This window comes from Pseudomonas sp. ICMP22404, assembly GCF_006227205.1.
GTDB lineage: Bacteria > Pseudomonadota > Gammaproteobacteria > Pseudomonadales > Pseudomonadaceae > Aquipseudomonas.
This window is the reverse complement of record NZ_VCNG01000019.1, coordinates 20,671-35,249: the sequence shown is the minus strand read 5'-3', so window position 1 is coordinate 35,249 and position 14,579 is coordinate 20,671. Positions and strand designations below refer to the sequence as shown.

At 61.0% G+C, this 14,579-nt stretch carries 14 protein-coding genes; 2 read left to right on the top strand and 12 right to left on the bottom strand.

The window, feature by feature from the left end; translation table 11 throughout:
* Nucleotide 1: 1 nt before the first annotated feature.
* From pabC to FGE05_RS25730, 8 genes are all read right to left on the bottom strand, one after another.
* Nucleotides 2–817 carry an aminodeoxychorismate lyase gene (gene pabC, locus FGE05_RS25765; protein ID WP_139649377.1) on the bottom strand — a complete coding sequence of 272 codons (816 nt, stop codon included), beginning with the start codon at nt 815–817 and terminating at the stop codon, nt 2–4.
* Nucleotides 817–2,061, bottom strand: a complete 1,245-nt coding sequence (fabF, locus tag FGE05_RS25760) for a beta-ketoacyl-ACP synthase II (RefSeq protein WP_139649375.1) — start codon at nt 2,059–2,061, stop codon at nt 817–819. The genes pabC and fabF overlap by 1 nt, the downstream gene beginning before the upstream one ends.
* Before the next feature lie 107 nt (nt 2,062–2,168).
* Nucleotides 2,169–2,405, bottom strand: coding sequence for an acyl carrier protein (gene acpP, locus FGE05_RS25755; RefSeq protein ID WP_139649372.1), 237 nt, complete (start codon nt 2,403–2,405; stop codon nt 2,169–2,171).
* A gap of 190 nt (nt 2,406–2,595) precedes the next feature.
* Complete coding sequence (gene fabG / locus FGE05_RS25750; RefSeq protein WP_139649371.1) at nt 2,596–3,339, bottom strand: 3-oxoacyl-ACP reductase FabG; 744 nt, start codon at nt 3,337–3,339, stop codon at nt 2,596–2,598.
* Between the two features lie 15 nt (nt 3,340–3,354).
* Complete coding sequence (gene fabD, locus FGE05_RS25745; protein ID WP_139649369.1) at nt 3,355–4,293, bottom strand: ACP S-malonyltransferase; 939 nt, start codon at nt 4,291–4,293, stop codon at nt 3,355–3,357.
* A 123-nt stretch (nt 4,294–4,416) separates the two neighbouring features.
* Nucleotides 4,417–5,427: a phosphate acyltransferase PlsX gene (gene plsX, locus FGE05_RS25740; RefSeq protein WP_139649367.1), complete on the bottom strand. Its 1,011-nt coding sequence runs from the start codon at nt 5,425–5,427 to the stop codon at nt 4,417–4,419.
* Nucleotides 5,428–5,430: 3 nt separating this feature from the next.
* On the bottom strand, nt 5,431–5,613 hold the full coding sequence (gene rpmF / locus FGE05_RS25735) for a 50S ribosomal protein L32 (protein WP_003179396.1): 183 nt from the start codon (nt 5,611–5,613) through the stop codon (nt 5,431–5,433).
* A 13-nt stretch (nt 5,614–5,626) separates the two neighbouring features.
* Nucleotides 5,627–6,154: a YceD family protein gene (locus tag FGE05_RS25730; RefSeq protein WP_003204262.1), complete on the bottom strand. Its 528-nt coding sequence runs from the start codon at nt 6,152–6,154 to the stop codon at nt 5,627–5,629.
* Nucleotides 6,155–6,421: 267 nt separating this feature from the next.
* On the opposite strand from FGE05_RS25730, the gene FGE05_RS25725 reads away from it, so the two are divergent.
* Complete coding sequence (locus FGE05_RS25725) at nt 6,422–7,000, top strand: nucleoside triphosphate pyrophosphatase (RefSeq protein ID WP_139649365.1); 579 nt, start codon at nt 6,422–6,424, stop codon at nt 6,998–7,000.
* 5 nt (nt 7,001–7,005) lie between these two features.
* Here the strand turns inward: FGE05_RS25725 and FGE05_RS25720 are convergent, their stop codons facing one another.
* From FGE05_RS25720 to rluC, 3 genes are read right to left on the bottom strand one after another with little or no spacing between them, the layout of a single operon-like run.
* Nucleotides 7,006–7,995: a S49 family peptidase gene (locus FGE05_RS25720; protein ID WP_041024284.1), complete on the bottom strand. Its 990-nt coding sequence runs from the start codon at nt 7,993–7,995 to the stop codon at nt 7,006–7,008.
* A gap of 20 nt (nt 7,996–8,015) precedes the next feature.
* Nucleotides 8,016–8,678 carry an HAD-IA family hydrolase gene (locus FGE05_RS25715; protein WP_139649363.1) on the bottom strand — a complete coding sequence of 221 codons (663 nt, stop codon included), beginning with the start codon at nt 8,676–8,678 and terminating at the stop codon, nt 8,016–8,018.
* Complete coding sequence (rluC, locus tag FGE05_RS25710; protein ID WP_041024287.1) at nt 8,668–9,624, bottom strand: 23S rRNA pseudouridine(955/2504/2580) synthase RluC; 957 nt, start codon at nt 9,622–9,624, stop codon at nt 8,668–8,670. Before rluC ends, FGE05_RS25715 begins: the two co-directional genes overlap by 11 nt.
* A 697-nt stretch (nt 9,625–10,321) precedes the next feature.
* Here rluC and rne point away from each other — a divergent pair.
* Nucleotides 10,322–13,519: a ribonuclease E gene (rne, locus tag FGE05_RS25705; RefSeq protein ID WP_139649361.1), complete on the top strand. Its 3,198-nt coding sequence runs from the start codon at nt 10,322–10,324 to the stop codon at nt 13,517–13,519.
* Nucleotides 13,520–13,981: 462 nt separating this feature from the next.
* On the opposite strand, the gene FGE05_RS25700 is transcribed toward rne, so the two are convergent.
* Nucleotides 13,982–14,572, bottom strand: a complete 591-nt coding sequence (locus FGE05_RS25700) for an NTP transferase domain-containing protein (RefSeq protein WP_139649358.1) — start codon at nt 14,570–14,572, stop codon at nt 13,982–13,984.
* Between the last annotated feature and the right edge of the window lie 7 nt (nt 14,573–14,579).

Below are 14,579 nucleotides of genomic sequence, written 5' to 3'. Positions count from 1 at the left end.
ATCAAACATCCAATAACGCGCGGGCAAGGGTCTGCAGTTTACGGGTGAGCGGCCCGGCCGACCAGCGTGTCGAACCGCATGCGCGTACCGGCCACACGCCATACACGCTGTTGCAGACAAAGACCTCATCGGCCTGGTGCAGTTGCTCAAGATGGATATCGGTCACTTGAGTGGCGATGCCCTGCGACTCGGCTTGAAACAATAATTCGGCACGCATCACGCCAGCCACACCGCACCGGCTCAGGTCAGCTGTCATCAACACACCGTCACGCACGATAAACAGGTTGCTGAAGACCCCTTCGATCACCCGCCCGGACATATCCAGCATCAGGCCTTCGGCGTGCTCCGAATCGGTCCATTCGGCGCGAGCCATGACCTGTTCAAGACGGTTGAGATGTTTGAGGCCGGCCAGCAACGGCTGCTCGGACAGGCGAGTCGCACAAGGAAACAGGGCAACGCCCTGCTCGGCGTGGGCAGCAGGATAAGCGGCCGGAGGATTCCCTTGCAGGATGCGCCGAACCTGGGCCGAAGGGGCGGCGGCATAACCGCGCAGGCTGTCGCCACGGGTCACAATCAGCTTCAGCACACCTTCACCCAGGCGTTGCGCGTAGGCGCTCAGTTCCGCGCTCAATGCGCGGTTGTCGAGATTGAGCGCCAACCGCTGGCAGCCCAGCTCGAGCCGCCGCAGATGACGCGCCAGCAGCACCGGCTCGCCATTGCGCACGGCGATGGTTTCGAACAACCCATCGCCATAAGCCAGGCCGCGATCCTTCAGCGACAGAACGTCAGCCGGCTGACCGTCGACCCAGCTGTCCATCAACCGGCAAACCGGCGGAACACCAGCGAGCCGTTGGTGCCACCGAAGCCGAAGGAGTTGGACAGCACCACATCGATGTCCATGCCCCGGGCGGTGTGCGGAACGAAGTCCAGGTCGCAGCCTTCGTCCGGTTCGTCGAGGTTGATGGTCGGCGGCGCCACCTGGCTGTTGATCGCCAGCACGCTGAAGATCGCCTCTACCGCGCCTGCGGCACCCAGCAAGTGACCGGTCATCGACTTGGTCGAGCTGACGGCCAGTTTGTAGGCATGCTCGCCGAACACGGTCTTGATCGCCTGGGCTTCGGCGAGGTCGCCCGCCGGGGTCGATGTGCCATGGGCGTTGATGTATTGCACCTGCTCGCTGTTGACCTTCGCGTCACGCAAGGCATTGGCGATGCATCGGGCAGCACCGGCGCCATCGGCCGGCGGCGAGGTCATGTGATACGCGTCACCGCTGGTTCCAAAGCCAACCAGTTCGGCATAGATGGTCGCGCCACGCGCCTTGGCGTGCTCCAGCTCCTCGAGTACCAGCGCACCAGCACCGTCGGACAGCACGAAGCCATCGCGGCCCTTGTCCCAAGGTCGGCTGGCACGGGCCGGCTCGTCGTTGCGGGTCGACAGTGCACGGGAGGCGCCAAAGCCGCCCATACCGAGACCACAAGCCGCCATCTCGGCGCCGCCAGCGATCATCACGTCAGCTTCGTCGTACATGATGTTGCGCGCGGCCATGCCAATGCAGTGGGTGCCCGTGGTACATGCCGTGGCAATGGCATAGTTGGGTCCCTGTGCACCCAGGTGGATGGACAGGAAACCGGAAATCATATTGATGATCGAGCCCGGTACGAAGAACGGAGAAATCCGTCGCGGTCCCGAATCGTGCAGCGTGCGGCTGGTTTCTTCGATATTGGTCAAGCCGCCAATACCCGAACCCATGGCCACACCGATGCGTTCACGGTTGGCATCGGTGACTTCCAGGCCGGCGTTGCGCACCGCCTGAAAACCGGCAGCCAGGCCGTACTGGATGAACAGATCAAGCTTGCGGGCTTCCTTGACCGACAGGTATTCCTCGACATTGAAGCCCTTTACCGAGCCGCCAAAACGGGTGGAATAGGCAGAAAGGTCGGTGTGTTCGATCAGACCAATGCCACTACGGCCAGCCAGAATGCCCTGCCAGCTGCTCGGCACATCCGTGCCCAGTGGCGACAACATACCCATACCGGTGACTACGACGCGTCTACGCGACACAGCACTCTCCTTTTTCTAATGACGACTTTTCATCAGGCCTAAAGAAAAAACCGCACGCCGTAATGGCAGTGCGGTTTTTCCATGACAGCAAGCGACGACTAAAAAGGTTACGCCTGATGGGCGGTAACGTAGTCGATAGCAGCTTGTACAGTAGTGATTTTTTCAGCTTCTTCGTCAGGGATTTCGGTCTCGAATTCCTCTTCCAGAGCCATCACCAGCTCAACGGTGTCAAGGGAGTCGGCACCCAGGTCTTCAACGAAAGATGCTTCATTCTTGACTTCATCTTCCTTAACGCCCAGTTGCTCGGCAACGATTTTCTTGACGCGCTCTTCGATGGTGCTCATACCTTGTTTTCACTCCTAATGGACAATTCAGGCAACTGGCCGGTGGGTAAGTGTATAGAAAGGCTTTTCGATTTTTCAACCGAAAGCTTTTCCTTCGAACCCTGACGGCCCGCCGTCTATAAATAAGTTGCAGCTTTATAACGGATTTTAGACAGCTCGTATGACATTTTTTTGAAGCAATCCGTCACATTTAACTCATGTACATCCCGCCGTTCACCGGGATTGTAGCCCCGGTCACGTATGCCGCAGCGTCGGATGCAAGAAAAGCGACCACGGACGCGATCTCTTCGGCCTGCCCCAGGCGCCCCAGCGGAATTTGTGTCAACAAGGCTTCACGCTGTGCTTCCGGCAGTTCACGGGTCATGTCGGTGTCGATAAAACCCGGTGCGACCGAGTTTACCGTAATCGACCGCGAACCCACTTCACGCGCCAGCGCACGGCTGAAACCTTCCAGACCGGCCTTGGCCGCAGCATAGTTTACTTGGCCGGCGTTGCCCATGGCACCCACAACCGAACCGATACTGATGATCCGCCCCCAACGGGCCTTGGTCATGCCGCGCAGAACGCCCTTGGACAGCCGATACAGACTGTTCAGGTTGGTGTCGATCACGTCGAACCATTCGTCATCTTTCATCCGCATCATGAGGTTATCACGAGTGATACCGGCATTATTGACCAGGATAGCCGGGACACCGAACTGTTCCTGGATGCTGGCCAGCACCGCCGTGACGGATTCGTCACTGGTAACGTTCAGCTCAAGGCCCGTGCCTTGAATACCGTTTTCCTTCAGGGTCGCGGCGATACGCTCGGCGCCCGAAGCGGAAGTCGCGGTGCCGACAACGATGGCGCCTTGGCGACCCAGTTCCAGGGCAATGGCCTGGCCGATGCCGCGGCTTGCACCGGTCACCAGTGCAACTTTACCTTGCAGACTCATGCAAGCTTCTCCTGTTCAGGCCTGCGCTGCACGGGCGGCAGCGAAAGCGTCTGGGGTGTTGAGATTGGAAGTCGACACGCCTTCGGCGCAGCGTTTGTTCAGACCGGCCAGCACCTTGCCTGGGCCGCACTCGACCAGTTCGGTCGCGCCCTTGGCCGCCAGGGTCTGCACCGATTCGACCCAGCGAACCGGCTTGTAGAGCTGTTCCAGCAGGTCGCGCTTGAGGGTCTCGAGGTCTGGCGCAACATCAGCGCTGACATTCTGCACCACGGGAATCTGCGGTGCCTGCCAATCAATGGCGGCAATGGATTCGGCGAAGCGCTCGGCAGCAGGACGCATCAATTCACAGTGCGACGGCACACTGACCGGCAACGGCATGGCGCGCTTGGCACCACGAGCCTTGCAGCCTTCAATGGCGCGCTCGACCGCAGCCTTGGCACCGGCGATCACGACCTGGCCCGGGGAGTTGAAGTTCACCGCACTGACCACATCGCCCTGCGCCGCCTCGGCGCAGGCTGCCAGCACATCGGCATCTTCCAGGCCGAGAATCGCGGCCATGCCGCCCTGCCCGGCCGGAACGGCCTCCTGCATCAACTGGCCACGGCGCTCCACCAGCTTCACCGCGTCGCCCAGGCCAAGGCTGCCAGCGGCGACAAGGGCGCTGTATTCCCCCAGGCTATGACCGGCAACGAAAGCCGGACGCGCACCACCTTCAGCCAGCCACAGGCGCCACAGAGCGACCGAGGCGGTCAGGATAGCCGGTTGGGTTTTATCGGTTTGATTGAGCTGCTCTTCGGGCCCTTGCTGGGTCAAAGCCCACAAGTCATAGCCGAGTGCATCGGACGCTTCTTTGAATGTTTCGAGGATCAACGGGTATTGCGCGCCCAGCTCGGCCAGCATGCCGAGGGACTGCGAGCCCTGTCCTGGAAAGACGAATGCGAGGGAAGCAGACATGAAAACAAAGCCCCTAATGATCTTGTCGTCAAAAATTGACGCCCCGTGGGGCGCTAGGAAACTGACTGTTGGATGGCGGGTTGAACCGACCGGTCACATTTAAGCATTGTCGAGCGAAAACGCCTAAGTTAACAAATCTTCGAGGCGACCATGCAGGCGCTCGGGCAGGTTCTCCTGGATTTCGATCACCGCCCGGTTGATAGCGCTTTGAAAACCCTGCACGCCTGCCGACCCATGACTTTTGATCACAATCCCCTGCAACCCGAGAAAACTGGCCCCGTTATGCCGCGCTGGCGCCAGGTCCGCCTGCAGGCGACGCATCAAGGGCAACGCCAGGGCTCCCACCACCCGCGAGGCCAGGCTCTGCCGGAACAGGCTCTCGATCCGCTCGCCGATCATGGTTGCCAGGCCCTCGCTGGACTTGAGCAGGATGTTGCCGACGAAGCCGTCACACACCACCACGTCCGCCTCGCCCCGGTACAAACCATCGCCCTCGACGAAACCGATGTAGTTGATTCCCCGAGCGCGCTGCAACAACGTGGCGGCCAGCTTGACCTGCTGGTTGCCCTTGATGTCTTCGGTTCCGATGTTCAGCAGCGCCACGCGAGGGCGCGCGATACCTAGGGTTTCGGCCGCCACCGAACCCATCACCGCAAATTGCAGCAGGTGCTCGGCGCTGCAATCGACATTGGCCCCCAGGTCGAGTAACTGGCAGAAGCCTCTGCGGGTCGGGATCGCCGCGACCATGGCCGGCCGGTCGATGCCCGGCAGGGTCTTGAGCACATAGCGCGACAGCGCCATCAACGCCCCCGTATTTCCGGCACTGACACAGGCCTGGACCTTGTCGTCGCGCAGCAGCTCAAGAGCCACCCGCATCGACGCGTCAGGCTTGCCGCGCAAGGCCTGGGCCGGCTTTTCGTCCATGGTGATGACTTCGGACGCAGGGGTAATCGTCAGGCGCGCACGATCCGCAGCCGCTTGGCCACTGAGCATTTCTTCAAGAAGGGAGGGTTGACCAACGAGGGTCAGGTGCAGCGAGGGTGTTGCATTCAGACAAGCAAGGCTGGCCTGAACAATGCTGCGGGGACCGAAGTCCCCGCCCATTGCGTCAATTGCGATGACTTGAGCGGACAAGGATTACTCGTCAGCGCCCTTGTCGATCACTTTACGACCACGGTATACGCCTTCTGGCGATACGTGGTGACGCAGGTGAACTTCACCAGTGGTTTTTTCTACGGACAGGGTGCTAGCCTCGAGAGCGTCGTGCGAACGGCGCATGTCACGGGCAGAGCGGGATTTTTTGTTCTGCTGAACAGCCATAATTGATTAACTCCTAAACGTTTGGGTCACGCTTTAACTGCGCCAATACACTGAACGGGTTGGACCGCGTTACCTCGTCCTCGCTCGGTTCGGGTTCATCTGCTCCCGCCGGCTGCTGGCATTCTTCCGGATGATGAGCAGGCACAATGGGCAAGGCGAGCAGAAGCTCCTCCTCGATCAGTGACTGCAGATCCAATGGATCTTCGCCCAGTTCCAGCACGTCATAACCTTTCGGCAACGACTGGGTATTCGCACCCTCCTTCACCACGGCGTAACTGCATTCGCTGTGGATCGGCAGGGTGACCAGCTCAAGACAACGCTGGCAAACCATTTTGACTTCAGTGTCGATAAAGCTGTGGATTACCACAGATTTACGTTCATCTCGTTCAAAAACGAATTTGGCCTGGACCGTACCGACATCGTCGGAAAGCGGGTCGCAGAGTCTCTTCAAATCGGCCAGCAGCAGTTCACCTTGAAGGGTGGTGCCACGATCAGCCAATTTGCGCGGGTCAACGTGAGGTGGAATCGGGTCATTCAACATAGGCGCAGCATTATAGGGATGCCCCCGCCCATGTCAAAGGAAATTCAGCCCTGTCCGTCACTTGCCCGCCTCGCTAGCGTCCTGTCTCGGAAATACGTTCTCTTTTGGCGAGTGGCTTGGGTGTTCGGCCAAGGCGCCGCGACGAGTCATAGCAGGGCTATGGCGAGGAGTGGCGATGCCGGCCGGGCACCCAAGACGCCGCCAAAAATGAACAGCTTATTTCGGAGACAGGACGCTAGAATTCGCCCCTGACTTTTGGAGATGCCCATGCTGCCTTTATTACTTGCCTCCAGCTCGGTCTACCGCCGGGAATTGCTCGCCCGCCTGGGGCTACCATTCGTCTGCAGCTCGCCGGATATCGACGAAAGCCACCGCCCCGGCGAGCCCGCCCGGGAACTGGTAAAGCGCCTGGCCCGGGAAAAAGCCCTGGCCCTGGCCGACAGCCACCCGGCACACCTGATCATCGGCTCGGACCAGGTCGCCGTGCTCGGCGAGCGCATCCTGGGCAAACCCCACACCTTCGACAATGCCCGCGAACAACTGCTGGCCGCCAGCGGGACCCAAGTCACGTTCCTCACTGGCCTGGCACTGCTCAACAGCCAGACTGGCGCCTGCCAGGTCGATTGCGTGCCCTTTACCGTCAACATGCGCACGCTCGACCCGGAACGGGTCGAGCGCTACCTGCGGATCGAACAGCCTTATGATTGCGCCGGCAGCTTCAAGGCCGAGGGCTTGGGCGTAAGCCTGTTCCAGAGCACCGAAGGCTCCGACGCCACCAGCCTGATCGGCCTGCCCCTGATCCGCCTTGTGGATATGTTGCTGGCAGAGGGCGTGCAGATACCCTGAGCCGATTAGCGCAATGCCGGGCCCTGGAACCCCATCCACATCGCCAGGCGCTCGGCAATGCTCGCCCCCAGCTTCTTCGAGAAACGATCGAGCGGCGACTCTTCGACAGTGAAGTCCACCAGCTCCTTCTCACCGATCACATCCCGCGCCACCGAACTGGCACTGCCCAACCCATCGATCAAGCCCAGGGACAATGCCTGCTCTCCAGACCAGACCAGACCGGAGAACAGTTCCGGGTGCTCCTTGTCCTTGAGCCGATCACCCCGGCCTTTCTTGACGCTGGCGATGAACTGTTTGTGGGTCGTATCGAGCACCCCCTGCCAGAAAGCGGTTTCTTCCGGCTTCTGCGGCTGGAAAGGATCGAGGAACGACTTATGCTCACCGGCGGTGTAGACCCGACGCTCGATACCGAGCTTGTCCAGGGTCTCGACGAAGCCGTAACCAGCGGCGGTCACACCAATAGACCCCACCAGACTGGCCTTGTCGGCATAGACCTGATCCGCCGCGCTGGCGATGTAATAGGCTCCGGAGGCGCCGAGATCGGCAATCACCGCATAGACCTTGATGTCCGGATGCGCCGCACGCAGGCGAACGATCTCGTCATAGACGTAGCCCGCCTGCACCGGGCTGCCGCCCGGACTGTTGATGCGCAGCACCACCCCTTTGACTTTCGAATCCTCGAACGCGGCCCGCAGGCTGCCGATAATGTTGTCCGCGCTCGCCGCCTCCTTGTCCGCGATCATGCCTTCGATATCGATCACCGCTGTGTAGGCCGAACCGCTGCCGGGATTCTTCTTCATATCGATCGCCTGGATGATGACCCCCAGCCCGACGAAAAGATAAATAAAGACCAGGCACTTGAAGAAGATGCCCCAGCGGCGCGCACGACGCTGCTCCTCCACCCCAGCCAGGAGGGTCTTTTCCAGCAACTTCCAGCTCTTGTCGTCACCGTTGTCAGCGCTTGCCTTGGCCGGTGCCTTCCATTCATCGGTCATACTTGCATCCTTCAACAAATTTAATCGGTGTGCCGGCTCAGCCAGGCGTGCAACTCAGGAAAACGGTCAATGGCCAGTCGCGGCTCGAACGCCCGCAGCGCCTCGATCGTCTGCGCGCCGTAGCTGACGGCCACCGAGCCCATGCCGGCATTGCGCGCCATCTGCAGATCAAACGACGAGTCCCCGATCATCAGCGCTCGCTCAGGACGCACCTCGCAATGCGCCAGGATCTGCTCGAGCATCAGCGGGTGCGGCTTGCTGGCGGTCTCATCGGCGGCACGGGTGATATCGAAATAATCCTCCCAGCCATGAGCCTTCAGCACCCGATCCAGCCCGCGACGAGCCTTCCCGGTGGCGACGGCCAAGTGATAGCCCTCTGCCCGCAACGCCTCAAGGGTATCCGCCACGCCCTCGAACAACGGCGACGGCTCGGCTTCCAGAGCAATGTAGTGTTCAGCGTAGTGCTGGCGAAACACCACCAGCGCCTCATCATCGATGTCCGGATACAGGCTGCGAATGGCTTCCGGCAATCCGAGACCGATGATGCCTTTTACCGCAAAGTCATCGCGCCTGGCAAAACCCGTACGGTCGGATGCGACATGCATCGACTCCACGATCCGACCGATGGAATTGGCCAGGGTGCCGTCCCAATCGAAGATCAGGAGCTTGTAGTCAGGATGCACTCAATCGCTCCACAGTCTTGGCCCACATGGCGTCCACGGGTGCCTGCAACTTCAGCTCGCCCCCATCAGGCAGCGGCACCGTCAACATATAGGCATGCAGAAACAGGCGTTTTCCGCCGAGTTCGCGGATCTCACGGGTGAAATCGTCGTCCCCGTATTTGGGGTCACCGGCGATGCAATGGCCAGCATGCAATGTGTGGACACGAATCTGGTGGGTACGACCGGTCACCGGCTTGGCCTCCACCATGGTGGCGAAGTCACCGAAACGCCGCAGCACCTTGAACACAGTGAGCGCGTCCTTGCCTTCGTCGTTGACCTCGACCATGCGCTCGCCGGAACGCAGGTTGCTCTTGAGCAACGGAGCCCGGACCTGCTTGATGGACGTCGCCCAATGACCGCGCACCAGCGCCATGTAGCGCTTGTCGATGCCGTCACCGCGCAATTGTTCATGCAGATGGCGCAACATGCTGCGCTTCTTGGCGATCATCAGCAGCCCGGAGGTGTCGCGGTCCAGGCGGTGGACCAACTCCAGCTCCTTGGCGTCCGGACGCAACTGACGAAAGGCTTCGATCACACCGAAATCCAGGCCGCTGCCGCCGTGAACCGCGATGCCTGCGGGCTTGTTGATCACAATCAGCGCTTTGTCTTCGTAGATAATCGAGTCTTCCAGGCGCTGCAGCAGCCCTTGGGCAACAGGCACCGGCTCATCGCGCTCGGGCACGCGAACCGGCGGCACGCGCACGATATCGCCTGCCTGGAGCTTGTACTCCGGCTTGATCCGGCCTTTGTTCACCCGCACCTCGCCCTTGCGCAAAATGCGATAAATCAAGGTCTTGGGCACGCCCTTGAGCCGGGCGAGAAGGAAGTTATCGATTCGTTGGCCGGCATATTCCGGCGAGACCTCGAGCAGTTGAACGCTCGGGGTCGAAGGGGCAGTAGTCGTCATGGCGGCGATCATAACAATTTTTTATGGAATTGAAGCACTTAATCATTGCTGCTATAGTCGCGAACGCCGCCAAAAGTGGCTGGACAGCGGACTAACGGTCAAAAACCGGCCCTGACCAACGCAATTCACGAGGACGAGAGGCCGTCCTACGGGGCTTTTGCCACGATTCGGTAGAGTTTGCAGGTGTAACGAGCGCAGGTGACATGAGGCCTGAAATACGCCGCAAAGCAGAGTATTCACTCGCCTTGCGCGCCACATTCACGGCCAGTTCACAAAGTGCAGTCAGTTGCGAACGACCCCGGGCGAAAGCTGCGGAAACAACGCCTAATTAGCCATGATGCGTGACCTCCCCTTTCCGGAGCTCACGGTAAATGCCAACCCGCTGCGGATTCTGCGCGCGGCAGCACCCGAATTATCAGGGATACGTGTAGGGTGGAGATGTACAACCGTCGGACTGTGTAGCACTAGGCTTGTTTCAGACGCTTCATCTCGTCCACAGACGCCGGTTGATTCCTCCTCCTGACTGAGTGCTTGAGTACCAGCAAGCAGGACGCGTCCGTCGCGACTTCGCCATCATTGGGCCGAACTCGCTGGACACTGGAGTGGTCAGCCACTTCCATGACGCACCTGACACCGACCGTGAGAAGTCGTGTGTGCCGAACGCCGTTTCCGGCAGCCCGGAAACCGACGGTACTACATGAAAAGAATGCTGATTAACGCAACTCAACCCGAAGAGTTGCGTGTTGCACTGGTAGACGGCCAGCGCCTCTACGACCTGGATATCGAATCCGGTGCACGCGAGCAGAAGAAGGCCAACATCTATAAAGGCCGGATTACTCGCATCGAACCAAGCCTTGAGGCTGCCTTTGTCGATTTCGGCTCCGAGCGCCACGGCTTCCTGCCCCTCAAAGAAATCTCCCGCGAATACTTCAAGAAAGCCCCTGAAGGCCGCGTCAACATCAAGGACGTCCTGAGCGAAGGCCAGGAAGTCATCGTCCAGGTCGAAAAAGAAGAACGTGGCAACAAGGGCGCCGCCCTGACCACCTTCATCAGCCTGGCCGGCCGTTACCTGGTCCTGATGCCGAACAACCCGCGTGCCGGCGGCATCTCCCGCCGCATCGAAGGCGAAGAGCGCAACGAACTGCGTGAAGCCCTCAACGGCCTGGTTGCCCCAGCCGACATGGGCCTGATCGTGCGCACTGCCGGCCTTGGCCGCAGCAGCGAAGAGATGCAGTGGGACCTCGACTACCTGCTGCAACTGTGGACTGCCATCAAGGAAGCTTCGCTGGATCGCTCCGCGCCGTTCCTGATCTACCAGGAAAGCAACGTCATCATCCGCGCCATCCGCGATTACCTGCGCCAGGACATTGGTGAGGTGCTGATCGACAGCGTCGAAGCCCAGGACGAAGCCCTGACCTTCATTCGCCAGGTGATGCCGCAGTACGCCAGCAAGATCAAGCTCTACGAAGACAGCGTTCCGCTGTTCAACCGTTTCCAGATCGAAAGCCAGATCGAGACCGCCTTCCAGCGCGTCGTCGAACTGCCGTCCGGCGGCTCCATCGTCATCGATCCGACCGAAGCCCTGGTGTCCATCGACATCAACTCGGCGCGCGCCACCAAAGGCAGCGACATCGAAGAAACCGCTCTGCAGACCAACCTTGAAGCGGCCGAGGAAATCGCCCGTCAGTTGCGCCTGCGCGACATCGGCGGCCTGATCGTCATCGACTTCATCGACATGACCCCGGCCAAGAACCAGCGCGCCGTGGAAGAAAAAGTCCGTGAGTGCCTGGAAGCCGACCGCGCCCGCGTACAAGTCGGGCGCATCTCGCGCTTCGGCCTGCTGGAAATGTCCCGTCAGCGCCTGCGTCCGTCCCTGGGCGAAAGCAGCGGCATCGTCTGCCCACGCTGCAACGGCACCGGCATCATCCGTGACGTCGAGTCGCTGTCCCTGGCGATCCTGCGCCTGATCGAAGAAGAAGCCCTGAAAGACCGCACCGCCGAAGTCCGCGCCCAGGTGCCGATCCCGGTGGCGGCGTTCCTGCTCAACGAAAAACGCAACTCGATCACCAAGATCGAGCTGCGCACCCGCGCTCGCATCGTGATCCTGCCGAACGATCACCTCGAGACGCCGCATTTCGAAGTCCAGCGCCTGCGCGACGACAGCCCGGAAGCCCACAACAACCAGTCCAGCTACGAAATCGCCGCTGCCGCTGCCGAAGTGGAAGAAGTCCAGCCGGCTGCTGCCACTCGCACCCTGGTTCGCCAGGAAGCCGCCGTGAAGACGGCTCCTGCCCGCGCCAATGCTCCGGTTCCGACCGAAGTCGTCGCACCGGCACCGGCTCCGGTTGCTGCACCTGAGCCAAGCCTGTTCAAGGGCCTGGTGAAGTCGCTGGTCAGCCTGTTCGCGACCAAGGAAGAGCCTGCCGCACCAGCCGTGGTTGCCAAGCCTGCCGCCACCGAGCGTCCTGCCCGCAACGAAGAACGCCGTAACGGTCGCCAGCAGACCCGCAACCGTAACGGTCGTCGTGACGAAGAGCGCAAGCCACGCGAAGAACGTGCACCGCGTGAAGAGCGCGCACCACGTGAGCCTCGTGAAGAGCGCCAGCCTCGCGAAGCCCGTGAGGAAGTGTCGACCGTAGCCCGTGAAGAGCGTGCACCACGTCCACCACGTGAAGAGCGTCAACCGCGCGCCCCGCGTGAAGATCGCAAGCCTCGTGGCGAGCGTGAAGAGCGTGTACGTGAACTGCGCGAGCCTCTGGATGCCGCCCCGGCCGCTGCCGCCACCGCTGAAGAGCGTCCAGCGCGCCAGCCTCGCGAAGAGCGCGCACCACGCCCTCCGCGTGAAGAGCGTCAACCACGCGCCGAGCAGGCTGCCGCCGCTGCCAGCGAAGAAGAAGTGCTGAACGCCGAAGAGCAACTGCAGGAAGACGGCCAGGACAACGCCGAAGGCGATCGTCCACGCCGCCGCTCCCGTGGCCAGCGTCGTCGCAGCAACCGTCGTGAGCGTCAACGTGATGCCAACGGTAATGTGATCGAAGGCTCGGAAGAGTCCGAATCCACCGAGGCGCCAAGCACTGCAGACCTGGCCGCCGGCCTGGCCGTGACTGCGGCAGTTGCCAGCAGCACCATCAGCGCTCCAGCCGAGGCCCAGGCCAATGAACAGGCCGAACGCGCTACCGCTGCGGTGGAAAATGCGCCGGTTGAAACACCAGTGGTCGAAGCCACTACCCCGGTAGAAGTGACTGCTTCGCCAGAAGTGGAAGTTGCGCCAGCGCGTGAAGCCCAGCCTGAAGCCGAAGCCGCCGTCGAGCCTGCACCGGTCGTCGAACAGCCGGTAGAGGCCGCAGAACCTGCCGTTGAAACGCCTGTTGAAGCGGGCACCGAGGAAAAAGCAGCGGCACCTGTGCGTGAAGAGCAGACCGCGTTCAACTGGAACCCGGAACCTGCCGCACCGGCACCGGCGGTCGAGCCAGAGCCGATGCCAGAGCCTGTCAAGGCAGCCGAGCCAGCAGTGGTCGAGCCAGCGCCAGTGGTTGAAGCCCCGGTAGTTGCCGAAGCACCGGCCCCCGTCGAGGAGCCTGCTCCCGCCAGCGCCTTGACCGCGAACGGTCGCGCTCCAAACGATCCGCGTGAAGTGCGTCGTCGCAAGCGTGAAGCCGAGCGTCTGCAGAAGGAAGCCGAAGAGGCTGCCGCCCAGGCCCGTGCTGCTGAGCCGGCCCCAGCAGTGGAAGTTGTCGAGGCATCCCCTGCCCCGGTGACTGAAGCCGCAGCCGAACCAGCCCCGGTTGAATCGGCGCCGGTGACCGACGAAGCTCAGCCTTCCGCTGAAGCTGAAGAAGTCACGCCTCATCGCGCCCCAATGGAAAAAGAGCACGAGCCCAAACCTCACGCCTGATTCCATCGCCCAATAAAAAGCCCCGCCTGGTGATGCCAGGCGGGGCTTTTTATTTCGTGTCGACTATCAGATCGTCATCGCGAGCAGGCTCGCTCCCGCAGGGAATTTGCGACAATCACAAATTCTCAACCCACCACAGAACCTGTGGGAGCGAGCCTGCTCGCGAAAGCGGTGATTCAGCTTGCATTGATATTGAAAGTACCTCCGTCTTCGCGAGCAGGCTCGCTCCCACAGGGGATTTGCGGCAATCATAAATTCTCAACCCACCACAGAAAAATGTGGGAGCGGGCTTGCTCGCGAAAGCGGTGATTCAGCTTGCATTGATATTGAAAGTATCTCCGTCATCGCGAGCAGGCTCGCTCCCACAGGGGATTTGCGGCAATCACAAATTCTCAACCCACCACAGAACCTGTGGGAGCGAGCCTGCTCGCGATGGCGGTGGCTCAGTCGACATCAGTGTGGTTACTGAAAACTCAGCGCCTCAGGCACATCCACATCCCAAACCACACCAGGATCATCCACAGCAACCTCAACCACTTGGGCTCCGGCAAACAGTACCTTGGCGCCGTGATCGCCTGTCAGCGCCATCAATTTCGGGCCGAACTCGCGACCAAACCCTACGGGATGCCCATATTCTCCCGCGAGTACCGGTACGCAGACGCCATCCTCGCGAATGCCAGCCGCCACCCGCTCAATGCTGGATGGCAGGATAAATGGCATGTCTGCCAGCACTATCAACCAACCATCGAGGTCCGGGCATGCCTGGATGCCGGCTGCGATGCTGTCGCCCAGGCCGGGGGAGTCCAGTTCGACGACATCGCATCCATAGGCCTGGGCCATGCGAATGGCCTGTGGACGCCCCTCACGGGTCACCAGCACGCGTTTTTCCAGGGAAGCTGGCAAATTGACCAGCACCTGCTCGATCACCGAACGGACGGCGCCGTCGCGCCCCGTGCAGTCAGCCAATAACTTGTCCTTGTCGGGGCCGGCCACCTGGCGAAAACGGTTGCCCAGTCCGGCCGCGACAATGATCACGCCAATCGATCCGCTCATGCGCCCT